The 20,685-nt window shown below is 61.9% G+C and carries 20 protein-coding genes; 14 read left to right on the plus strand and 6 right to left on the minus strand.

The window, feature by feature from the left end; genetic code table 11:
• The first annotated feature begins 27 nt into the window (after positions 1-27).
• Positions 28-432, plus strand: a complete 405-nt coding sequence (locus HX851_RS42595; protein WP_177064006.1) for a helix-turn-helix domain-containing protein — start codon at positions 28-30, stop codon at positions 430-432.
• 101 nt (positions 433-533) lie between these two features.
• Here the strand turns inward: HX851_RS42595 and HX851_RS42600 are convergent, their stop codons facing one another.
• A complete protein-coding gene (locus HX851_RS42600) occupies positions 534-1,145 on the minus strand; it encodes a hypothetical protein (protein WP_177064007.1) in 612 nt (203 codons plus the stop codon).
• A gap of 546 nt (positions 1,146-1,691) precedes the next feature.
• Here HX851_RS42600 and HX851_RS42605 point away from each other — a divergent pair.
• Positions 1,692-2,879 (plus strand): hypothetical protein, encoded by a 1,188-nt coding sequence (locus HX851_RS42605; protein ID WP_177064008.1) that lies wholly within the window; start codon positions 1,692-1,694, stop codon positions 2,877-2,879.
• Positions 2,880-2,934: 55 nt separating this feature from the next.
• Here HX851_RS42605 and HX851_RS42610 read toward each other — a convergent pair whose 3' ends face one another.
• Positions 2,935-3,804 carry a helix-turn-helix domain-containing protein gene (locus HX851_RS42610; RefSeq protein ID WP_167331633.1) on the minus strand — a complete coding sequence of 290 codons (870 nt, stop codon included), beginning with the start codon at positions 3,802-3,804 and terminating at the stop codon, positions 2,935-2,937.
• 320 nt (positions 3,805-4,124) lie between these two features.
• Here HX851_RS42610 and HX851_RS42615 point away from each other — a divergent pair, with 320 nt between their 5' ends.
• Complete coding sequence (locus HX851_RS42615; protein ID WP_177064009.1) at positions 4,125-4,889, plus strand: SDR family NAD(P)-dependent oxidoreductase; 765 nt, start codon at positions 4,125-4,127, stop codon at positions 4,887-4,889.
• Between the two features lie 163 nt (positions 4,890-5,052).
• Complete coding sequence (locus HX851_RS42620; protein WP_177064010.1) at positions 5,053-5,367, plus strand: hypothetical protein; 315 nt, start codon at positions 5,053-5,055, stop codon at positions 5,365-5,367.
• A 9-nt stretch (positions 5,368-5,376) separates the two neighbouring features.
• Here HX851_RS42620 and HX851_RS42625 read toward each other — a convergent pair whose 3' ends face one another.
• On the minus strand, positions 5,377-5,982 hold the full coding sequence (locus HX851_RS42625) for a TetR/AcrR family transcriptional regulator (RefSeq protein WP_177064011.1): 606 nt from the start codon (positions 5,980-5,982) through the stop codon (positions 5,377-5,379).
• Positions 5,983-6,091: 109 nt separating this feature from the next.
• On the opposite strand from HX851_RS42625, the gene HX851_RS42630 reads away from it, so the two are divergent.
• From HX851_RS42630 to HX851_RS42655, 6 genes are all read left to right on the plus strand, one after another.
• Positions 6,092-7,204: an AbrB family transcriptional regulator gene (locus tag HX851_RS42630; RefSeq protein WP_177064012.1), complete on the plus strand. Its 1,113-nt coding sequence runs from the start codon at positions 6,092-6,094 to the stop codon at positions 7,202-7,204.
• A 41-nt stretch (positions 7,205-7,245) separates the two neighbouring features.
• Positions 7,246-7,554, plus strand: a complete 309-nt coding sequence (locus HX851_RS42635; RefSeq protein WP_177064013.1) for a hypothetical protein — start codon at positions 7,246-7,248, stop codon at positions 7,552-7,554.
• Positions 7,555-7,862: 308 nt separating this feature from the next.
• Positions 7,863-8,612, plus strand: a complete 750-nt coding sequence (locus tag HX851_RS42640) for a DJ-1/PfpI family protein (RefSeq protein WP_177063094.1) — start codon at positions 7,863-7,865, stop codon at positions 8,610-8,612.
• A 112-nt stretch (positions 8,613-8,724) separates the two neighbouring features.
• Positions 8,725-10,923, plus strand: a complete 2,199-nt coding sequence (locus HX851_RS42645; RefSeq protein ID WP_177064014.1) for a multicopper oxidase family protein — start codon at positions 8,725-8,727, stop codon at positions 10,921-10,923.
• Positions 10,924-10,945: 22 nt separating this feature from the next.
• Positions 10,946-11,368 carry a hypothetical protein gene (locus tag HX851_RS42650; protein ID WP_177064015.1) on the plus strand — a complete coding sequence of 141 codons (423 nt, stop codon included), beginning with the start codon at positions 10,946-10,948 and terminating at the stop codon, positions 11,366-11,368.
• A 92-nt stretch (positions 11,369-11,460) separates the two neighbouring features.
• Positions 11,461-12,996, plus strand: a complete 1,536-nt coding sequence (locus tag HX851_RS42655; protein ID WP_177064016.1) for a tyrosinase family protein — start codon at positions 11,461-11,463, stop codon at positions 12,994-12,996.
• 53 nt (positions 12,997-13,049) lie between these two features.
• Here the strand turns inward: HX851_RS42655 and HX851_RS42660 are convergent, their stop codons facing one another.
• Together HX851_RS42660 and HX851_RS42665 are read right to left on the minus strand one after the other, a co-directional pair.
• Positions 13,050-13,430: a COG4315 family predicted lipoprotein gene (locus HX851_RS42660; RefSeq protein ID WP_177063090.1), complete on the minus strand. Its 381-nt coding sequence runs from the start codon at positions 13,428-13,430 to the stop codon at positions 13,050-13,052.
• Between the two features lie 111 nt (positions 13,431-13,541).
• Entirely contained in the window at positions 13,542-14,282 is a 741-nt protein-coding gene (locus HX851_RS42665; protein ID WP_177063089.1) for a GntR family transcriptional regulator, read from the minus strand.
• A gap of 105 nt (positions 14,283-14,387) precedes the next feature.
• On the opposite strand from HX851_RS42665, the gene HX851_RS42670 reads away from it, so the two are divergent.
• The 3 genes from HX851_RS42670 to HX851_RS42680 all read left to right on the plus strand — a co-directional run bounded on the left by HX851_RS42670 (position 14,388) and on the right by HX851_RS42680 (position 18,685).
• On the plus strand, positions 14,388-15,743 hold the full coding sequence (locus HX851_RS42670; protein WP_177063088.1) for a class-II fumarase/aspartase family protein: 1,356 nt from the start codon (positions 14,388-14,390) through the stop codon (positions 15,741-15,743).
• A 69-nt stretch (positions 15,744-15,812) separates the two neighbouring features.
• Complete coding sequence (gene dctA / locus HX851_RS42675; RefSeq protein ID WP_177063087.1) at positions 15,813-17,114, plus strand: C4-dicarboxylate transporter DctA; 1,302 nt, start codon at positions 15,813-15,815, stop codon at positions 17,112-17,114.
• A 179-nt stretch (positions 17,115-17,293) separates the two neighbouring features.
• Entirely contained in the window at positions 17,294-18,685 is a 1,392-nt protein-coding gene (locus HX851_RS42680) for a class II fumarate hydratase (RefSeq protein WP_177063086.1), read from the plus strand.
• Between the two features lie 133 nt (positions 18,686-18,818).
• Here the strand turns inward: HX851_RS42680 and HX851_RS42685 are convergent, their stop codons facing one another.
• Positions 18,819-19,574, minus strand: a complete 756-nt coding sequence (locus HX851_RS42685) for an SDR family NAD(P)-dependent oxidoreductase (protein ID WP_177064017.1) — start codon at positions 19,572-19,574, stop codon at positions 18,819-18,821.
• Positions 19,575-19,707: 133 nt separating this feature from the next.
• Here HX851_RS42685 and HX851_RS42690 point away from each other — a divergent pair, with 133 nt between their 5' ends.
• Positions 19,708-20,598, plus strand: coding sequence for an AraC family transcriptional regulator (locus tag HX851_RS42690; RefSeq protein WP_177064018.1), 891 nt, complete (start codon positions 19,708-19,710; stop codon positions 20,596-20,598).
• Positions 20,599-20,685 lie beyond the last annotated feature (87 nt).

Raw genomic sequence — 20,685 nt, forward strand, 5'->3', positions numbered from 1 at the left:
GAAGTGCACCACTGTCAGGAACGTTTTATGTCGCTCAAAACAGCCTTTGCCACCGTGCTCAAAGCCATGCGCGCCGCTCGAGGTCTTTCGCAGAAGAGTCTCGCCGAGGTCAGCAGTCGGACCTACATCTCGAAGTTGGAACGTGGCCAGTGCTGTCCGACGATGGAGATGATCAGCGCCCTGAGTGTCCCCCTCAACGTGAGCCCGCTGACATTGGTCGCTATCACACTGGGGGCAGAGACCGGACAGTCCATCAAGATGTTGGCCAGTCGCATGGAACGGGAAGCCGCCGAGTTGGCAGAGTCGGGCGTACTCAAGAAACTGCAGATCCCGTTCAACGAGGAACCACCGATGCCACAGCGTCGCCCTCAACCCCGCAGCAGAAGCTCGGCAATAACCCTTCAGCAGATTGAGTTCAGCTTTGCCGAGTAACCTCTTTGCCAGTCCAGAGAGCGGTTTTCCCTCAGTGCGCTGACCCTTCAAGCGCACTGGGAGGGCTGCCTACATTCACGACGCAACCGGACACTTACGTCTCACAGCAGCTGGGAATACCCTTGCGCTCTACTGTCAGCGTTGTGCTCGTCTCCACGCGCGACACTGCAACACAGGCAAATCACCAATAAATCAGAATACTGCCCCCCATGTGGAGCCTTGTTCAGGCTACTCAATACCTCGCTTAATTTTTTATCTCCAGTCAGGCACACAATCCCCACATCGTCCAAACCGCCGCCATCAAGGTAATACTTGGCCAGCATTCTTTCGCAGAACGCCACGTTGAGGTCCTTTGGCGTCAGGCTGATATCAGGGATTACACTCTTTCGCGTGGAGAGCAATGGCGTTTCATTGGAAGCCTCTTTGGAGGGAGTCGCCACTTTCTGGATATCGTAGCTAGAGCTAGGCGTACGCCCCATTTGGCCGCGTCGGCGGTAGCAGTTGTAAATCTCGAGTAGTGGAAAACCAGTATCCGACTCATACCATCCATAGTTGTCTATTCCCCATGGAAAATACACACTCATGTCGGCAATGAATCTTTTATCAATTTTTGTCCCATGCCCGACAATATAAAAAATGGACACCGTGTCAAAATCAACGCCATCCATTATCAGAGCCATGACATTTTTATCGATGGATATTCTTTGAGGCATCGAATCGCTCCTTGAGATTTGACCTGCTTCATTAGCGCCAGCGCCACTGACTGACAGGTGTTCGAATGAACCCAGCCTGCTCATCAGCACGACAAACCGGTATGAGGCAAGGCAGGAACACTACCCTCCTGGTCGATGCCTTCCGAGAGCGTAGATCAATAGCCAAATGCCATGATGTAACAAACGAAGATTTCTTGAGAACTCAGGTTGATTCATCGTGCAGCAGCCAGGCGACTACCCAATGTGTGCCCTTTGGCACCAGGCGAGATGTTGACCAAAGTTTCTGAGCTGCCTACACCGCAGTGAACTAGAACAATCAGAAGATAACCCATCGTCCACAAAGACAAATGACCCGCGACACCGCCTCCCCCCTCTTTTCTGCTCCGCTATAACCAACTGATTTTTCAAGATCGTGTTTCACATTGAAAAAAGAGGTCTGCGCCCTGGAGAGATGGCCAATTGCAACTAAACTCGAACGAACACCATGACCACGGATCGGAGGCTGCTATGGCACATCATTCTTGGCTCTCAACCACGGTATGGGGAATGACCTCTGCGATGTGCCTGATGGGCTGCACGACTCCCTATAAACATCCGATATTGCTCACCCACGACGACTCAAAACCCAGTATTCAGGGCATCAAGCAAATTCTGGCCAGCCAGCATAAAGACCGGCCGGAGATGGACATTATCGCCGTCCATGGCATGTGCACCCACGATTCATCCTGGGCGATAGAGTCCATCAACGCCCTTTCGGAACAGTTGGGCGCCGCTCCTGTTGAATCCATCGCCCCTACCCAGGTAGAAGCATCGGATGCCCTGATCTACAAACGGTCCCTCAACCTCAGCGAGGGAACGGTCAATATCGCCGCCCTGGTGTGGTCACCGGTGCTGACGCCCCTCAAGGCCCAGTTGTGCTATGACCAATCGAATAAAACCGGCGTGTGCGGCCGTGGCTCTGACAAGCCTGACTTTTTGCCCAAGGAGATCACCTCACCCGACTTCAAAGAGACCCGCGCACTGGTCAATCGCCTGGGCAAGGACCGGTTGATGGACGACTGCCTGGCAGATGCCGTGGCCTATCAGGGGCGTGCCCGTGAAGGCATCAGCCTGCAAGTCCAGGAAGCAATCCTGGCTGCTGCAGTGCCCGGCAAACACACCCGCAAGCATGATGAACTGAGAACTGAAGTCGCTGCCCGCCACACGCCACTCGTCATCTTCACTTCAAGCCTGGGTAGCAAGGTGGGGTTCGATGCCATCGACGCCCTCAGGGCCCATGGCGGAGCAGATAACGCCGCAGCTGAAGCGCTTTTCACACGCGTGCAGAGTATCTTCATGTCGGCCAACCAGATCCCCATCCTGCAACTTGCCGATCAAACACTCGAAGAGGCCGGCGATCTGAACGTGAGGCAGCAGCCAGTGGCCGACGATTCACTGGCCAGACTTCTCAGTACCTATGCACCGCGGATGAGACTGACCACTGAAGGCACCGACCTGAAAAGCAATACGCCGCTGGTGGTTTTCCTGTCAGATCCCAACGATCTTCTTTCCTATTCGCTTCGAAACTCACCACGACGGCCAGCCTATGCCACCGTGGACGTCGTGGTCTCGAATGCCCGGACCTGGTTTGGACTTCTGGAGAACCCACTGGTAGCCCATACGGGATACCTGGCACAGCCAGAAATCGTGGAAATCGTCGTGAACGGCTACAAGCCGGATGCGGACGACCATTGAGCTCTGCCCCCGCGACAGCGATGGCAGAATCACGACAGCTCTCGACCAATCGGCTTCAAGCCTGGCGAAACTCGCTGGGCGTGACGCCTGCTTCGCGGCGAAACACCTGCGAAAAATGACTGGGGCTGGAATAGCCGACCTCCAGCCCTACATCGATGACGCTGCGGTGGGTCTCGAGCAACAGATGCCTTGCACGGGCCATGCGCAAGCGGATGAAGTACTGCGAAGGCGACAGCCCCGTCGCACGTTTGAACATTCGACTGAAGTGGTACGCGCTGAGTTCGGCAAGCCCGGCCAGTCGGGCCAGGTTGAAGTCGTCAGCCAACTGCGCGTTCATCGCGTCGATGACCCGGCGCAACTTGTAAGCCTGCAACGCGTTCACCCGCCGCCCCGGACGGCGCGCAGCGAGATAAGTACGCACCAGATGGACAGCCAATGCCTGTGCCAGGCTCTGGGCGAACAGTGGGCTCGGCGAGCGCTCATCTACCAGTTCGGTACGCAGCTGTTCCATGACAAACGCCACGCGAGCGTCTCGTGCACCCGATAGATCGCGAAAGGCCACGGGAGCAGCCCGTTCTCCCAACAACTCGCGCGCGGCATGGTCGATCAGCGGCAATCCCAGGTACAGGTGCATGACTTCGAATGTATCGCCGCCCAGGGTCTGCCAGCGCATCTCATAAGGCTCAGCCGAACTGGTGAGGAAAAAGTCGCCGGCACTGACTTCAGCCACGTCCCAGTCCCCGCCGAGGGCGCGCTCCTCCACCCTCGCCGCCCCGGCAAGAACAAGCACCAGCAACGGCTCAACCACGGCGGGCACCAGAATGGGCTCGACGATGCTGTGATGGCTGAACAGCTGTATCACTACGTCCTGGATCTGTGGTCGCGACGGCTGATCCCTGGATTCTCCCGGCAGATAGTCGCGCATCGACTCCCCGGTAATGCGTTGATCCGCACAGGGAGTCGCAGTCTGTGTCGTGCCTTGTCGCCTGGCTTGCACCATCAGAGCCTGCCCTCGTTGCACATGCCGATCCATGTGATTGGACGAACAGTATGGGGCTCTCGCCAATCGACAAGCGAGGGACAAGCGTCCCCCAACGACATCCGGCGCAAAACCCCGACAGTCTCGGCAAGTCGGCGAAAGCCCCCTCTCCAGCGTTGCGAGACAGTAGGCCTGTCGCTGACGACAGCACCTTGCAGGTGCCGATCGGGTGAATATCTCGCCGGATCACAACGCTGGAGAACAGCATGATCGATATCAAGCACAACATGCCTCGGGAAGTGGAAGGCAAAGTCGCCCTGGTGACCGGTGCCGCCAGCGGGATTGGCAGGGCCATCGCACTGTTGCTGCACGCCCGTGGCGCGAAAGTGATTGCCGAGGACCTGAACCCCGCGGTCGAGGAACTCGCCCTCCCGGGCCTGGTGCCACTGGTTGCCGACATCACCCGGGACGGCGCCGCCGAGCGCGCCGTCGCCCTGGCCGTCGAGCAGTTCGGCCGGCTGGACATTCTGGTCAACAACGCCGGCATCATCCTCAACAAACTCGTCATCGACATGACCCGTGAAGACTGGGAGCGCATTCAGGCGGTCAATGTCACGGCGGCGTTCCTGCACAGCCGCGAAGCGGTCAAGGCGATGATGCCCAACCAATCCGGGGCGATCGTCAACATCGCGTCTTATGCGTCCTATTTCGCCTTCCCGACCATCGCGGCCTATACGGCCTCCAAGGGCGCACTCGCCCAATTGACCCGTACCCTGGCCCTGGAAGTCATCGGACATGGCATTCGGGTCAACGCCATCGGCGTCGGTGACGTGGTGACCAACATCCTCAACGATGTCGTCGATGACGGCCCGGCCTTCCTTGCCAAACACGGCGAAGCCGCGCCGATCGGCCGCGCGGCACAACCCGGGGAAATCGCCGAGGTGGTCGCCTTTATCGCATCGGATCGCGCCAGTTTCATGGTCGGCTCTGTGGTCATGGTCGACGGCGGCATGACCGTCACTGCCGGGTAGTCAACCTGCATTCCAACGGATCAGGGCGCAAACGGGTAAGGTCAGCAACTTCTGGCGCGTATCCGATTCGACTCCAGCCAACGCACTGAATCAATCACCGCACTCGACGCCCTGAACAACCTTGGCTATACATGACCCGCATATCCCGACAGGAGCTTCCCGCATGAGCATCATCACCACCGAAGTGGAATTCACCCTGCCCATCGGCTACCGCGACGGCGACGGCAATCTGCACAAGAACGGTGTCATGCGCCTGGCCACGGCAGGCGATGAAATCCTGCCGCTGAAAGACCACCGGGTCCAGGCCAACCCGGCCTACCTGCCGATCATCGTGCTGTCGCGGGTGATCGTGCGGCTGGGCAGTCTCGAGATGATCAATACCAGGGTGATCGAAGAGCTGTTTTCCGCCGACTTTGCCTATCTGCAAAACCTGTACAACCGCATCAACCAGGTCGACGCCGACGACAAACCGATATAGCGCGGGCCCTTATCCAACCAGCGACAGCAGATAAAGCCGCAGCATCTCCCGGGCTTCCGCCAACAACACCCGCTGCCGGGCCGGCGCTTCCTGACTGATCAGACCCACCCCCTTGAACTGGATCAGCAGCGTCCCGGCCACGGCCTTCAACCTGGCGGCGGACAGGGCCGGGAGCACCTCGCGTACCACCGCCTCGATCCCTTCCAGCATGGCCTTGCGAAAACGCTGGCGTTCGCTGTCACTGGCCCCGCCGATATCGGCCAGGTTGATGGCGAAGCGACGCTGGGACTGCAAGCCGAGGCTGAAATCGATAAACGCCGTCGCCAGTTCGTCCGGGGTCATTGCGCGCGCCTGCATGGCCAGCGCTTCAAGGGACGTCAGGGCGTGCTCGACATAATTCAGCAACAGCGCTTCGGCGACGGCTTGCTTGGTCGGAAAGAACCGGTACAGCGAGGCAATCGCCGTTCCCGAGCGAGCAGCGATCTCGGTCATGGTCGTCGCGTCGAAACCCTTCTGCGTGAACAGTTCGACGCCGGCCTCGAGGATCGCCGCCACGCGCAAGTGCCCCCGGGCACGCTGTGGCTCCTGCCCCCTGGCGGGTGGTTTTGTTGACATATGAGAGGATGCCCTTCACTATCTTAATAGAGGATATCCTCTCATATTAGCACTCCCCCAACCCGAAGCAACGCCCGGCAACCACGCCGGCTCACTCAAGGGGCCTTTCATGTCCAACGCGGATAATCATGCCGCCAGTGCCGGAGCCGGCAAGTACGTCTCGGTCTGGCAGTGGGCGGTATTGCTGGGGTTGTCGGCGTTGCTGGCCATGCTCCTGACCTGGAGCGGTATTCCGGCGGCACTGCTGCTGGGACCGATGCTTGGCGCAATCATCGTGGCGATCACCTTTGTCGAGAACCGGGTACGGATTGCCCGGTCAGCCTCGGCCTTCGCCCAAGGCATCCTGGGTTGCATGATCGGGAAAACCCTGGTGCAGTCGCTGTCCGGCGCGGCTGTCGGCAACTGGCCGTTGTTTATCGTCGGTGTACTGGCGGTGATCGCCATCAGCGCCGCGCTGGGCTGGCTGCTGACCCGCCTGCGGGTGCTGCCGGGGACCACCGCCATCTGGGGCCTGAGCCCGGGGGCCGCCACGGTGATGATCCTGATGGCCGAGAATGCCGGCGCCGACGCGCAACTGGTCGCCTGCATGCAGTACACACGGGTGATCCTGGTCGCAGTGATCGCCACGCTGATTACCCATTTCACCGGTGCCGGCGTGGTGCATGCGGTGCACACCCTCATCTGGTTCCCGGCCATCGACTGGCTGGCGCTGGCCCAGACTCTGGCACTGGTAGCCGCCGGCCCGCTGGTGGCGCGCTTGAGCAAGATCCCGGTCGCCTCGCTGCTGGTGCCGCTGCTGGGTGCAATTGCCCTCACCCACTTCGGCTTGATCACCCTCGAGATGCCGCACTGGCTGCTGGCACTCGGTTATGCCGTGATCGGCTGGCGGATCGGCATGCCCTTCACCCGGCCCCTGGTGAAATATGCCCTGAAGGCCTTTCCGGCGATTCTCGCCAGCACCCTGGCATTGATCGCCGCCTGTGCCGCCCTGGCTGCGGTGTTTGTCTTTGCCGCCGGTATCGATCCTCTCACCGCCTACCTGGCCACCAGCCCCGGCGGCGCCGATTCCGTCGCGATCATCGCCGCCTCCAGCCAGGTCGACATGCCTTTTGTCATGACCATGCAGATGGCCCGCTTTGCCGTCGTGTTGCTGGCGGGGCCGGCGATGGCGGCGTTTATCTCCCGACGCATCGCCCCGCCGGGCAGTCGTGTGGATACCTGAAAACCCAGTCGCTACCTACTCTTCGTTACGGAAGGTGATCCATGTACATTCCAGCATTCCTTGCCGGCGTATTCATCTGCAACGCCCTGCCACACCTCGCCGCCGGATTGCGCGGTGAAATCTTCCCCACGCCCTTTGCCAGGCCGCGCGGGAAAGGTCCCTCCTCGCCGCTGGTGAACTTTCTCTGGGGCATGTTCAACCTGCTGGTGGGTCTGGTGCTGTTGTCGAGGCAACCGGTGACGATCGGTTACGACCCGGCGTTTATCGCGCTGATGGCGGGAGCGCTGGCGATCGGGACCTACCTGTCGATCCATTTCGGCAAGCAGCGGCGCCCTTCTGCCCCGGACTGATGACCCAGGGCCCGTGGTCGGCTTCACGCCAGTGGCGATAAACGAGCGATGCCCCTGCGCATCATCGCCCACCGACAGACCGCAAATCCGACGACAACCTCAACGGCCTACCACTCGGCGGCTGCCGACGAAACGCCTTGCACTCGATAGGCCACCGACTATGCTCCAGCCGCTGCCCCCCAGGATATTGATCCCGGCAGCAAGGCCCGCGGTTTTTCCATCCGGAAACCGCCTCGCTGATCGCAAGGAAGCTCACCCCCTGACGACGCCCATGCGTTCGCCGCGCGGTGTTCCCCAAGGAGGGAGCCATGCCAGTACCAGGACGGTACCTGATCGCAATCCCGGTCTATGACGGCGTCGATCTGCTCGATGTCTCCGTGCCCTATGAGCTGTTCAACTGGATGGCTCTGCTCGAACCGAAACTGCCCGATACACCGAGCCGAGAGGTGCGGCTGGTCTCCCTTGACGGGCCGGCCATCACGACTCGCGATGGTCTGACCCTCGGCGGTAGTCTGCCCAACTTCGCCGACACCCACGAACAGAGCGACCTGCTATGGATTCCCGGGGGCGATCCCACGGACTTGCAACGCCTGATGCTCGATCAACCACGCATGGACTGGCTGCTGCGCCAGGGCCAGGCGGCGCAGTTGGCCGCCTCGGTCTGCGAGGGAGCCCTGCTGGCCGCCGCCGCGGGTCTGCTCGATGGCTATCAGGCCACCACCCACTGGGCGTTTATCGCCTGCCTGAAGCTGTTCCCGCTGATCGAAGTGGTGCCCGGCTATCCGCGCTACAAGTGCGACAGGCAGCGCATCACCGGCGGCGGCATTTCGTCGGGACTGGATGAAGCGCTGGCAATCATCGCGCAGATTTCCAGCGACACCGTGGCGAAAAAGGTCCAGCTGAATATCCAGTACAACCCTCGCCCCCCCTTCAACAGCGGCGATCCTTCGGTGGCCGAACCTCCGGTCTACACACCTGGCGACGCCAGCCGTTGCGACATTACCGGCATGGCCGGGACCATCGCGCAGGTACTCCAACGCAGAGGCCATGCACCGTGAACCGGTGGCAATCGCGAACTTGATATCGGCTCCGATAACACTCGAATGATCAAGGGACACACGGCTGTCATGGCCGTCGCCGTTACTCGCGCATTGGCGCAGGGAGAACAACATGGCTTCACTTCGCAGGGTCCTGGCTGGACTGTTGGTGTGTGCAAGCTCCTCGGCGGCACTCGCCGACCTGACGTCCCAAGCCTTCCTCACTCCGCCCAGGCTCCTTGAAAAAGGTGCGCCGGGTCCCCTGAAGACCACCGAGCTGGAACTGGCGAACACCGGTTGCAACCCCGCCGGCGATATCACTCGCGACGGCCAGACCGTCGAGTTGAACCTGCAAGTACAGAAGCGCGAGAACCAGATCAACAACCCGAACAATCCCGGCAGCGCGAAAGATACGGTCAGGCTGCGCTCCTACGGCGGCTGCCTGGGCGGCCCGCAGATCGACGTGCAACCCGGCGACACCTTGCGCGTGCACCTGGACAACCAGTTGAGCAAGGACGATCCCAGCTGTCCGAACGGCGGCGATCCGGCGGATGGCTCACCGGGCTGTTTCAATACCATCAACCTGCATTACCACGGGTTGCATGTCTCGCCGGCGGGCAACAGCGACAACGTACTGCTCAATATCGGCCCACAGACCAAATTCGAATACGAGATCAACATCCCCACCGACCATCCTTCCGGCACGTTCTGGTACCACGCCCACCGTCACGGTTCCACCGCGTTGCAGGTCGCCAGCGGCGCTGCCGGCCCCCTGATCATTCGCGGCGATCGCGCCTACACCGGAGGCAAGCCGGGAGACATCGATACCATTCTCAAGGACACGGCGGGCCAGCCCATTCCCGAGCAGGTGCTGCTGTTCCAGCAGATTCCCTATGCCTGTTTCGATGACAAGGGAAACATTATCCACGACGAGCTGGGCACCTGGATCTGCCCCAATGGAAAAACCGGTGTGATAGAAAACTTCGACGCACAACTCTCCTCACCCACCGTCTGGGACAACAGCGGGCGGTTCACCAGCATCAACGGCGTGGTGCAACCGACTATCAGGCAAACTGCTCCCGGGAAAGACATCCAGGCCGGGGAAATACTGCGCTGGCGCTTCATTCACGGTGGCATCCACGACACGGTGAATCTGCAGATCGTCCCCCTCGATACCACCAGCCCGAAGGCCAAGCTCGCAAACGCCCAAGCCCCTCTGGTCGGTACACCGAAAGAGCAGGCACAGAGGATCGCCGATCTCTGTCCGATAACCGTTGCGGACGGCAAAGCGCCTGTCGAACTGGTACCGCAGTTCGAGATCGCCGCCGATGGGCTCACCCGTACCTCGATCCGCCCCATCGGCGTGAACAAGAAAAGCGTGAGCGGCGGTATCGGCAGCAACTTCCTGCAGCCGGGCTACCGCAGCGATGTCCTGTTGATGTTCCCCCGCGAGGGCACCTACTGCGTACTGAACCAGGCAGCGACACCCGCCGAGCGCGCCAATGCCGGCGGCCCGAACAAGGGCCCGGGCGGCCAGGGGCCGAACGAAACCCAATTGCTGGCAACGGTCGTGGTAAAGGGTGGCAAGGTCGTGACGAGCGATCCTCAGGAGTACATCCAGCAGGCGCTCTACGACGCCAACAAGGCCGACAAGGATCTCCCTGCCGCGGCCCTGGAGGGCTTGCGCACGGGCAACCTGTCACCCTGGCGCGGGATGCGGGACCTGACGGATGAGACGCCCAACAAAGACCAGCAACTGGCCCATTTCTTCATTGGCAATCCGCCCTCTCCGCCGTCGCCAGCTGTCACACCGCCGGCCAAACCGGGAGATCCCTGGACCGGAGCATTTGGTTTCTATATCAACCACAAATCCTATGATCCGGACCGCATCGATTTCACCCGGCAGGTCAACACCACGGACGACTGGAAGCTGACCTCAGGGGGCGAGCCTCATATTTTCCACATTCATGTCAATCCGTTCCAAGTGATGGATGTGCTCTACGGCAAGCCCGGCGAGACCGCGAGGAGCATCTTCGGCCCCAACGGCGAATGCCTGGTGCCGGCCGACGAGCTGGGCCTGCAGAACCAGTACTGCGGCATGTGGCACGAGTTCAAGGACACCATCTTCGTCCAGAACGACTATCAGGTTCTGGTACGCACCCACTATGACCGCTATATCGGCGAGTTCGTCATCCACTGCCACATCCTCGACCACGAGGACGGCGGCATGATGACCAACATCCAGATCGTCCCCGACCTCAATGCTGTCGGCGGCGGCATCGGCATGGCTGGCATGAAGCACACCGCGCATCAACACCCGGACAAACCGTAGCACTGATAAGGAGATGTCACGCATGAGCAATCCCTTTGCTGGAAAATGGACTTACAGAAGCTTCCTCAACAACCCGGCGCTCACCGACGGCGACCCGGCCAAACTCATCAAGTTGCTGTTCGCCGAAGGCGTGTGGAATGTGGAGAACACCGACGACGACAACTTCATCGGTGTCCTCAGCTTCGGCACCGACGCCATGGACCTGAAGGGTGTCATCACGCCCGCCCACGGCAATGTCGCCGCCCATGTTCATATCAAGGGCAGCGGGCGTCCCGGCACCGCGACCAAAGACTATTTCTACGATTATGACGGCTCGCTGACCGAGCACTGGCCGAATGGCGTGAACCAGGTCGCCGCCATCACCGGGTCGGTCATTCGCGTGAAACCCCACGACGGCGAACCGGCGGGGTTGGTTGCCTCCTTTATCAGCGTCAAGGCCGGCTAGGCGCGCTCCCCACTCCCGGATCGCCAGGACACTGGCCTCCGGGACTCACGCCACTGAAACGCCCGCCCGCTGTTGACGACAAGGAGTTGAACATGCCTTCGACCACCAAGACCGCCCCCGTCGCGAACCCGACCTGGTACGGGCAGATCCGCGATATGTTTACCTCGGTAGACAGGAACCATATGGCCGCACAGGGCCTCGACCTCGCCAGCTACGACGCCGTGATGACCCACGCCGGCGACATCTACCAGCAGGTCGCCGGCGGCAACATGCCACCGCACAATCCCTGGTCCACCGACTGGGTGGGCACCTTTCTCAACTGGATGAACAACGGCTACCCGAAAGGCACGCCTGCGGCAAAGTCCACCGTGACGAATTTCACCGCCCGTGGCTGGTTGAGCGCCGCGGTTCCGGCCACGCGGATACGCAAGGACATCACCACACTGTCCAGCAAGGAGCTCGACCTGCTCAAGAAAGCGTTTTCCGCCATGGTGGCCAAGGACCCCAGCGACCCCAACAGCTTTTTTGTCCAGGCTGCCTACCACTGGTTTCCGGCACCCAATACCTATTGCATGCACCATGTCCCGGGCTACAACCCCTGGCACCGGGCGTATCTGGTCAGCTTCGAAAATGCCCTGAGGTCGACGCCCGGTTGCGAGAATGTGACCCTGCCGTACTGGGATATCACCACGCCCTTTCCCGAAGTGCTCAAGAGCGCGCCCTTCGACCAGTATGTGCTGCAGAAGGAAGCCAGCCCCAAATACCCCCAGGGCTATACCACCCAGCGATTTGCCTATGACGTGATTGCCAAGAATCTTCTGAAGTATGAAGTGACCGACGACGTCAACCGGGCCATGAGCAAGACCGACTGGGAAGACTTCCACGGCTATTGGTCGGGCGCAGCCTACAACACCATCATTGCCGCCCACGACGCCGGCCACAACTCGATCGGCCCGACCATGCAGGACCAGGGGGTAGCGGCCTTCGACCCGGTGTTCTGGTTCTTCCACTGCAACTGGGACCGGCTGTTCTGGGAGTGGCAGAAGAAGATGGAGGCCACCGACCTGCATGGCCTGCTCACCACCATCAACGAGGCGATCGACCCGGTCAGCTACCAGATTTTCACCGTTCCGGCACTGCAGTTGCTTAATCCGTTCACCAACGACCCGCCGAAATTGAACACCGTGACGATCATCGATTCGGTGGCTCAGCTCGACATCGACTACCACTCACCGGCAGTGGCCTCGAAGGTGGCTTTCCTGACCAAGACCCAGCGCTCGCTGTCCGCGTCAAAACGTTTCACGGTCGCGGCCGATCGGGTCAATGTGCGGGTCAGCGGGGTCAACCGCCTGAAAATTCCGGGCAGTTTCTCGGTGCACCTGCAAAAAGACGGCAAGACCATCGCCTCCAAGGCGTTGTTTCAGCCGGAGGAAGCCCAGACCTGTGCCAGTTGCGTGGCCAATGCCCTGGCCCATTTCGACTTCGAACTGCCGTTGGCCGCGGTACAGGGTGGCAAGCTGAGTGTCTGGGTGGAACCGGTGAACCAGGACTTCGTCGGCGACCGGTTTCCACAGAAGCTGATGGGTGATCCCACCATCGACGTGACGCTGCTGCTGAAAACCGAGTGACCGTGCTGCCGGGCCCGGAAGATAGCGACTTCCGCGCCCGGCACACCCTTCAATCAGGGCTTGGCGACATGCCAGACCTGATTCACACCGTCACCGCTGGTGTCGCCCGGCTTGCTATCCTTGACCCAGCTGTACAGCGGCATGTTCTTGTAGGCCCACTGCTTGCTGCCGTCATCACGGGTGACCACACTGTAGCCGTCAGCGGCCTTGGCACCGGCAGTGGCTGGCAGCGGCGGCCAGTTGGTGGCGCAAGGGCCGTTGCAGGCGGACTTGCCCGCGCTGTCCTTGGAGAAGGTGTACAGGGTCATGCCCTTGGCATCGACCAGGACCTTGCCCGCTGCGGTGTCGGCGACCTTGGCCGGAGCATCGGCAAAGGCCAGGCCGGAAAGACAGGTCATGGCGACAGCAGCGGCAAGGGTAATTTTCTTCAGCATGGGAAGCTCTCTGTTTTCAGGTTAAGTCGGCCGTATGGCGGTGGCGCAGGCAGGCGCCACATACGGCAAACACATCACCCGGATGTTTTATTCATCCCCCCTGAAAAATATTTACACCCTGTCGCGCTTCATCTGCATGACCAGGGTGAAACGGTCACTGGGATAGACCGTCTCGGACACGGCGATCAGCGCGCCGTCCTGGTCCCGGTACTGGCGAATGATGTTCAAGCCGAGGGAACCGGCCTGGGCCTTGAGGCTGCCCGCCAGTTCGGCGCCCAACTGCACCGGCCGCACTTGCTGGTCGACCACATCGATCTGTCGTGAGAACGCCTTGCCGATCAGAGCGGCGATCAACTCGTCGGGATGTTCCCTGGCCTGGGGGATCACTGCGGCGAAGGCCTGTTCGGCATACACGTCGGTCCAGCAGAGCGGCGCATGGGCCTCGCTGTTGTCGACCTTGATGCTCGACACACAGAAGTAGTGCCCGCCCGGCTCCAGGCCCAAGCGCCGGGCCAGCGCGATATCGGCAACGAAGTGCCGGACATCCTGAATATCCCGGACATGGGTCTCCGCTACCTGCACCAGGTCGGCCACCGAGGCCAGAGCCTGGGAATAACCGCCCTGGGGCGATGCCGCCTCTACCCGCGTGCCCACCCGCTTGCGCCGGGACACCATGCCCTGCCCCTGCAACTGATCGATGGCCGCGCGCACTGTCTGTCGGCTCACCTGATACAGCGCACAGAGCTCGAACTCCGTTGGCAGCAACGAGCCGACGGGGTAACGACCGCTGCCGATGCCGTCGATCAGATCCCGGGCCACCACCGCATAACGCCTCTGATTCACGCCTTCCATTGGTACCTCGCTATCGAGTTGACAGTGTATCAGCCGTCAGGCAATCATAATGTACGGACATAATATATATGTACTTATTAAAACATACAAATCAGGATCATCACCATGTCGAGTACCGTTTTTGATTCCGCCCTCTTCCGCGACATGTTCGGCACCGCCGAAATGCGCGGTGTGTTCTCCGATCGCGCGCTGATCGAACGCTATATCGAAGTGGAAGTCGCCCTGGCCCGGGCCGAGGCCAAATGCGGAGTGATTCCCGTCGAGGCCGCCGAGCAGATCGCCACCCTTTCCACCTACGAGGCCCTCGACCTGGCCCTGATGCAGCACGAGACCGAGATCGTCGGCTACCCGATCCTGCCGCTGGTGGAGCAACTGTCGAAGATCTGCGGCGACGCCGGGCGCTACGTGCATTGGGGCGCGACCACCCAGGACATCATGGACACCGCCGTGGTCCTGCAGGTCCGCGCCGCCCTGGCCATCGTCGAGCGCGATATCCAGGCGGTGCGCGGCCTGCTGGCCGAACTGGCCCGGCGTTATCGCGACACGCCGATGGCCGGCCGCACCCACCTGCAACATGCCCTGCCAATCACCTTCGGCTACAAGTGCGCGGTCTGGCTGAGCATGTTCGACCGCCATGCCGAGCGCCTGGTGGAGCTGCGTCCACGGGTGGAAATCGGCCAGTTCGCCGGTGCCGCGGGCACCCTCGCCTCACTGGGCGACAAGGGCCTGAACGTGCAGCAGGCGCTGATGGCAGAGCTTGGCCTGGGTATCCCGCAAGCCACCTGGCATGTAGCCCGCGATGGCCTGGCCGAAACCCTGAATTTCCTCGGCCTGGTGACCGGTTCCCTGGGCAAGATCGCCCTCGACGTCATGATGATGATGACCAGCGAGCTGGGTGAAGTGTACGAACCCTTCGTCAAGGGTCGTGGCGCCAGCAGCACCATGCCGCAGAAACGCAATCCGATTTCCTGCGAGCTGATGTATGCCGCCGCCAAGGGCGTACGCCAGCACGCGGGGCTGATGCTCGATGCGATGATCCAGGACTTCGAGCGCTCCACCGGCCCGTGGCAGGCTGAGTGGATCGCCATTCCGGAAGCCTTCGCCCTGAGCGCCGCCTCCCTCGGCCAGGCGAAGTTCATGCTCGCCGGACTGGAAGTGCGCACCGAACGCATGCGCAAGAACCTCGACATGACCCAGGGCCTGATCGTCGCCGAAGCCGTGATGATGGGTCTGGCCCCGGCACTCGGGCGCCAGGTCGCCCACGACGTGGTCTATGCCGCCTGCCGCCTGGCCAACGACCAGGGCACCAGCCTGCTCGATGCCTTGCTCGCCCAGGGCGAGGCCACCGCGCAGCTGGACATCGAGGAACTCAAGCGCCTGACCGATCCGGCCAACTACCTGGGCCTGGCGCCACGCATGGTGGATATCGCCCTGGCGCGCGAAGGCTCTGTCAAACGCTGATCGTCAGGGGCTCATGACGAGCGAGCCCCCTGACCCGACTCTCGCCAATAACAACAATGAGATCGCGACATGACCACACTGAATAAAAAACCGTTCTACAAGGACCTGACCTTCCAGGTCGTCGCCGCCATGGCCCTGGGTATCGCCTTCGGCTTCATCGCTCCGGAGCTGGCCGCCAAGTTCAAGATCCTCGGCGACATCTTCCTCAAGCTGATCAAGACCGCCGTGGCCCCCCTGGTGTTCTTCACCGTGGTCCACGGTATCGCCTCGGCCGGTGATATCAAGCGGGTCGGCAAGGTCGGCCTGCGGGCGCTGATCTACTTCGAGGTCGTGTCGACCGTGGCCCTGGCCATCGGACTGCTGTGGGGCAACCTGCTGGAGATCGGCGCGGGCATGCACAACGCCCACCCCAGCACCGCCACTGCCGCCGCGGCCTCCGCCGCCGTCGCCAAGGGCCATGCCCCGGCATCGACCCTGGAATTCATCTACGAGATCTTCCCGGACAACTTCGTCGGTGCCTTCGCCGGTGGCCAGCTGTTGCAGGTGCTAGTGATCTCGGTGCTGTTCGGTTTCGCCCTGCTGGCGCTCAAGGCCGAACGCCGTGCCGTGATCGAGGACGGCCTGAGCCGGATCTCCGAATGTTTCTTCGAGTTCATCAACCTGATCATGAAGTTCGCCCCGCTCGGTGCCTTCGGCTCGGTGGCCTACGCCGTGGGCAGCAACGGCACGGCAGTGCTGATGTCGCTGGCCAACCTGGTGCTGATGTTCTACGTGGCGATCCTGTTCTTCGTCTTCGTGGTGCTCGGCCTGGTCTGTCGCCTGTGGGGGTTCAGCCTGTGGCGTTTCCTCCAGTACATCAAGGACGAGATCTTTATCGTCCTCGGCACCGCCTCCTCGGAAAGCGCCTTGCCGCGCCTGCTGCAGAAACTGGAGAAGTTCGGCTGCTCCAAGCAGAGCGTCGGCCTGGTACTGCCCACCGGCTACGCCTTCAACCTCGACGGCACCTCGATCTACATGTCCCTGAGCGTGCTGTTTATCGCCAACGCCTATGGCGTGCCCATGAGCTGGGAACAACAACTGGGCGTGATCGCCATCATGCTCCTGACCTCCAAGGGCGCGGCGGCGGTCTCGGGCGGCAGCTTCGTGGTGTTCGCCGCCACGGTGACCGCCATCGGCGTGCTGCCGGTGGAAGGCCTGGCGCTGCTGTTCGGCGTATACCGCTTCATGTCCATGGCCATCGCCACCTGCAACACCATCGGCAACAGCGTGGCGACCGTGGTGGTGTCGAAATGGTCCGGCGAGTTCTCCGAACAGGCGGCTAAGGTCGAGTATGAACGCACCCTGGGACGGGCACCCGGCGCAGCCCTCTGACCTGTTGCGGCGCGGGCTGGATCGGCCCGCGCCGCCCCTTCGGAACATTTTTCCCGGCACTCTCTTTTCAGAATCCGCTTTTCAGAATCCGCTTTTCAGAATCCGCTTTTCAGAGTCCGCTTTTCAACGTCTGTTTTTTTCAGACCCCGTTTTCAGAATACTTTTTCGGAGCAACGTCCATGTCCAGCATGCGCACCGAACACGACGCGTTCGGGCCCGTATCCATCCCCACCGACCGTTACTGGGGCGCCCAGACCCAGCGCGCCCTGGCGGTTTTCGGCAGCGGCAGGGAGCAGTTTCCCGCATGCCTGGTACGCGCCTTCGGCCAGCAGAAACTGGCCGCCCTGCGCGCCAACGTGCAACTCGGCGCACTCCCGGTCGACATGGCCAGCGCCATCGAGCAGGCGGCCGGGGAGCTGATCGACGGCGGGTTCGACGAGCACTTCCCCCTGTCCATCTGGCAGACCGGGTCGGGCACCCAGACCAACATGAACGCCAACGAGGTCATTGCCAATCGGGCCAACGAACTGCTGGGCAACGCCCTGGGCAGCAAGTCCCCGGTGCACCCCAATGACCATGTGAACCGCTCGCAATCCTCCAACGACAGCTTCCCGACCATCATGCACCTGAGCACCCTGCTGGAACTGCGCAACCGCCTGCTGCCGGCGCTGGGCAACCTGCGCGATGAACTGAACGAAAAGGCCGTGGCCTGGCGCGACGTGCTGAAAATCGGCCGTACCCACCTGATGGATGCCGTGCCCATGAGCCAGGGCCAGGCCTTCGACAGCTTCGCCCGGCAGATCGGCCATGGCATCGCCCGTATCGAAGCCTGCCTGCCGAGGTTGCGCAGCCTGCCCCAGGGTGGCACCGCCGTCGGCACCGGGCTCAACACCCCGGTGGGTTTCGATGTGGCGTTCTGCGAGGCACTGAGCGACATCACCGGCGAGCTGTTCGAGCCGAACCCGTGCAAGTTCGAGGGCATGGGCACCCATGACGCGCTGGTGGAAGTCTCCGGGGCTTTGAACGTCCTGGCCGTGTCCCTGACAAAAATCGCCAACGATATCCGTCTGCTGGGCTCCGGCCCGCGCTGCGGTTTCGGCGAACTGCTGGTGCCTGACGACGGCCTCACCTCCTCGATAATGCCCGGCAAGCGTAACCCGACCATCGCCGAAGTGCTGGTCCAGGCGGCCATGCAGGTCATGGGCAACCACACCACCATCACCATTGCCGGGGCCTCAAGCACCTTCGAACTGAATGTGGCCAAGCCGGTGTTGATTCACAACCTGCTGCAGTCCATCGATGTGCTGTCCAACAGTGTCGGCATCTTTACCGAGAAGCTGATCAAGGGCCTGGACGTCGATCGTGAGCGGTTGGCCAGCAATGTCGACAGCTCACTGCTGCTGGCAACGGCGCTCAACCCGGTGCTGGGTTATGACAAGGTCGCGCGGATCACGCGAAAGGCTGCGGAGGAAGGGCTGACGCCGAGGGAGGCTGCCGTGCAACTGGGCTTTATGACGGCGGAGGAATACAACAAGTGGGTACGCCCGGAAACCATGATCGCACCCACCTGATCGTTCCCTCGCGCAGCAAAGGCATGCAGCCCGTGACGCTCTGCGTCACAGCAGCGGACGCGGAGCGTCCAGAGAGGCATTCCCACGCCGGAGCGTGGGAACGATCTTCATCAGCGTACGATCTGCGTCCCGATCAGATACCCTGGCCGCCGGACACTTCGATCCGTTGGGCGTTGACCCAGCGATTGTCATCGGACAGCAGGCTGGCAATCATCGGCCCGATATCATCCGGCACGCCGGCACGGCCCAGGGCGGTCATGTCGGCGAACAACCGGTTGATGTCCGGATTGTCGCGCACCGCACCGCCGCCGAAGTCGGTTTCGATGGCGCCCGGTGCCACGGTATTGACCGCGATGCCACGACTGCCCCACTCCTTGGCCATATACAGCGAAAGCACTTCGACCGCCGCCTTCACCGCCGCGTAGGCGCCGTAGCCGGGAAACGACACCCGGGTCAGCCCGGAGGACAGGTTGACGAGGCGCCCACCATCGGCCATCAACGGCAACAACGCCTGACTGAGGAAAAACACGCCCTTGAAGTGCACGTTGACCAGGCCGTCGAACTGCGCTTCGGTGGTCTGCTCGATCAGCGCGTAGTCGCCATGGCCGGCATTGTTCACCAGATGGTCGAAGGTCTCGCGCTGCCAGGTCTCATGCAGGGCCACGCGCAGACGCTCGGAGAAGGCCGCAAAGCCGGCGACATTGCCCGTGTCCAATTGCAGGGCCACGGCCTTGCGGCCCAGGGCCTGGATCTGCGTGACCACAGCCAACGCGTCTTCGGCCCGGCTCTGGTAAGTTATGACGACGTCGCCGCCATGGCGGGCGATGCTCAGTGCGGTGTTGCGGCCCAGGCCACGGCTGGCGCCGGTGATGATAGCGATCTTGGTCATGTGACAGCTCCTGTGTGGGGTGTGAGACCATGATAGGGAGCCGGTCACCGCCAGGTTTTGCCGAAAAATGGACGTTCCCTGCCCATTCCTCCAAATGTTGAAAATCGCGGCTTCACCCTTTCAGGACCGTTGCATGACCGACACCTTGCTGACCACCGTTCACCGCTATGTCGAGGCCAATGCCGATGCCACGGGCATTGCCCAGACGCCGGTACCGGGCCTGACGACCATCCGCACGGACACGACCAGCGGCCTGGTGTATGCGATCACCCGGCCGCTAGTGTGCCTGGTGCTGCAAGGTTCCAAACGCGTGGCCATGGGCGCGCAGACCTTCGAGTTCAATGCCGGTGACTCACTGCTGATCACCGCCGACGTGCCGACCGTCAGTCAGATCACCCGGGCTAGCGCCGACACGCCCTACCTTTCCCTGGTGCTGGATCTGGACCTCGCGGTGATTGCCGAACTGGTGGTGCAGATGAAGGAAACCGCGGTGGCCGACGGCGGTCCGGTACGGGTCGAACCCACCGACAGCGAGGTGGCCGATGCGGCGCTGCGGCTGATGCGCCTGCTGGATCGTCCGGAATCGGCGGCGGTATTGCACACCCAGTTGGTGCGCGAGCTGCATTACTGGTTGCTGGCCGGCGAGCATGGTCCGGCGATTCGCCGCCTCGGCGGTGCCGGCGGCCATGCCCAGCGCGTGGCCCGTGCGGTGGCGCTGTTGCGGGCCGAGTTCACCCAGGCACTGCCGGTCGAGCGCCTGGCCGCGACGGCGGGCATGAGCCTGTCGTCGTTCCACCAGCACTTTCGGGCGGTGACTTCCCTCACCCCGCTGCAATTCCAGAAACAACTGCGCCTGATCGAAGCCCGCCGGCTGATGCTGTCGCAAAACACCTCGGCCAGCAGCGCCGCGTTTGCCGTGGGTTACGAAAGCGTCTCGCAGTTCACCCGCGAGTACGGCCGGATGTTCGGCCTGCCGCCGGCGAAGGATACCGAGGCACTGCGTAGCTGGGCACAGGAGGCGTAGGTCCCACGATTGACTTGCCCCGCGCGACGAGCCCCATCACGCCCGCCATCGCCCCCACCCACTGCATGGGAGCGATCGGCCAGGGAT

Origin of the sequence: Pseudomonas gingeri, assembly GCF_013385635.1 — a bacterium.
Classification (GTDB): Bacteria; Pseudomonadota; Gammaproteobacteria; order Pseudomonadales; family Pseudomonadaceae; genus Aquipseudomonas; species Aquipseudomonas gingeri_A.

What these genes read in the sequence shown, in the direction of transcription:
- HX851_RS42670 (WP_177063088.1), top strand. Translation starts at nt 14,388, where the DNA reads ATGTCGAGTACCGTTTTTGATTCCGCCCTCTTCCGCGACATGTTCGGC.
- HX851_RS42610 (WP_167331633.1), bottom strand. Translation starts at nt 3,804, where the DNA reads ATGCGCGACTATCTGCCGGGAGAATCCAGGGATCAGCCGTCGCGACCA.
- HX851_RS42690 (WP_177064018.1), top strand. Translation starts at nt 19,708, where the DNA reads ATGACCGACACCTTGCTGACCACCGTTCACCGCTATGTCGAGGCCAAT.
- HX851_RS42685 (WP_177064017.1), bottom strand. Translation starts at nt 19,574, where the DNA reads ATGACCAAGATCGCTATCATCACCGGCGCCAGCCGTGGCCTGGGCCGC.
- HX851_RS42665 (WP_177063089.1), bottom strand. Translation starts at nt 14,282, where the DNA reads ATGGAAGGCGTGAATCAGAGGCGTTATGCGGTGGTGGCCCGGGATCTG.
- dctA (WP_177063087.1), top strand. Translation starts at nt 15,813, where the DNA reads ATGACCACACTGAATAAAAAACCGTTCTACAAGGACCTGACCTTCCAG.
- HX851_RS42620 (WP_177064010.1), top strand. Translation starts at nt 5,053, where the DNA reads ATGAGCATCATCACCACCGAAGTGGAATTCACCCTGCCCATCGGCTAC.
- HX851_RS42655 (WP_177064016.1), top strand. Translation starts at nt 11,461, where the DNA reads ATGCCTTCGACCACCAAGACCGCCCCCGTCGCGAACCCGACCTGGTAC.
- HX851_RS42680 (WP_177063086.1), top strand. Translation starts at nt 17,294, where the DNA reads ATGTCCAGCATGCGCACCGAACACGACGCGTTCGGGCCCGTATCCATC.
- HX851_RS42615 (WP_177064009.1), top strand. Translation starts at nt 4,125, where the DNA reads ATGATCGATATCAAGCACAACATGCCTCGGGAAGTGGAAGGCAAAGTC.
- HX851_RS42635 (WP_177064013.1), top strand. Translation starts at nt 7,246, where the DNA reads ATGTACATTCCAGCATTCCTTGCCGGCGTATTCATCTGCAACGCCCTG.
- HX851_RS42625 (WP_177064011.1), bottom strand. Translation starts at nt 5,982, where the DNA reads ATGTCAACAAAACCACCCGCCAGGGGGCAGGAGCCACAGCGTGCCCGG.
- HX851_RS42600 (WP_177064007.1), bottom strand. Translation starts at nt 1,145, where the DNA reads ATGCCTCAAAGAATATCCATCGATAAAAATGTCATGGCTCTGATAATG.
- HX851_RS42630 (WP_177064012.1), top strand. Translation starts at nt 6,092, where the DNA reads ATGTCCAACGCGGATAATCATGCCGCCAGTGCCGGAGCCGGCAAGTAC.
- HX851_RS42605 (WP_177064008.1), top strand. Translation starts at nt 1,692, where the DNA reads ATGACCTCTGCGATGTGCCTGATGGGCTGCACGACTCCCTATAAACAT.
- HX851_RS42645 (WP_177064014.1), top strand. Translation starts at nt 8,725, where the DNA reads ATGGCTTCACTTCGCAGGGTCCTGGCTGGACTGTTGGTGTGTGCAAGC.
- HX851_RS42650 (WP_177064015.1), top strand. Translation starts at nt 10,946, where the DNA reads ATGAGCAATCCCTTTGCTGGAAAATGGACTTACAGAAGCTTCCTCAAC.
- HX851_RS42595 (WP_177064006.1), top strand. Translation starts at nt 28, where the DNA reads ATGTCGCTCAAAACAGCCTTTGCCACCGTGCTCAAAGCCATGCGCGCC.
- HX851_RS42640 (WP_177063094.1), top strand. Translation starts at nt 7,863, where the DNA reads ATGCCAGTACCAGGACGGTACCTGATCGCAATCCCGGTCTATGACGGC.
- HX851_RS42660 (WP_177063090.1), bottom strand. Translation starts at nt 13,430, where the DNA reads ATGCTGAAGAAAATTACCCTTGCCGCTGCTGTCGCCATGACCTGTCTT.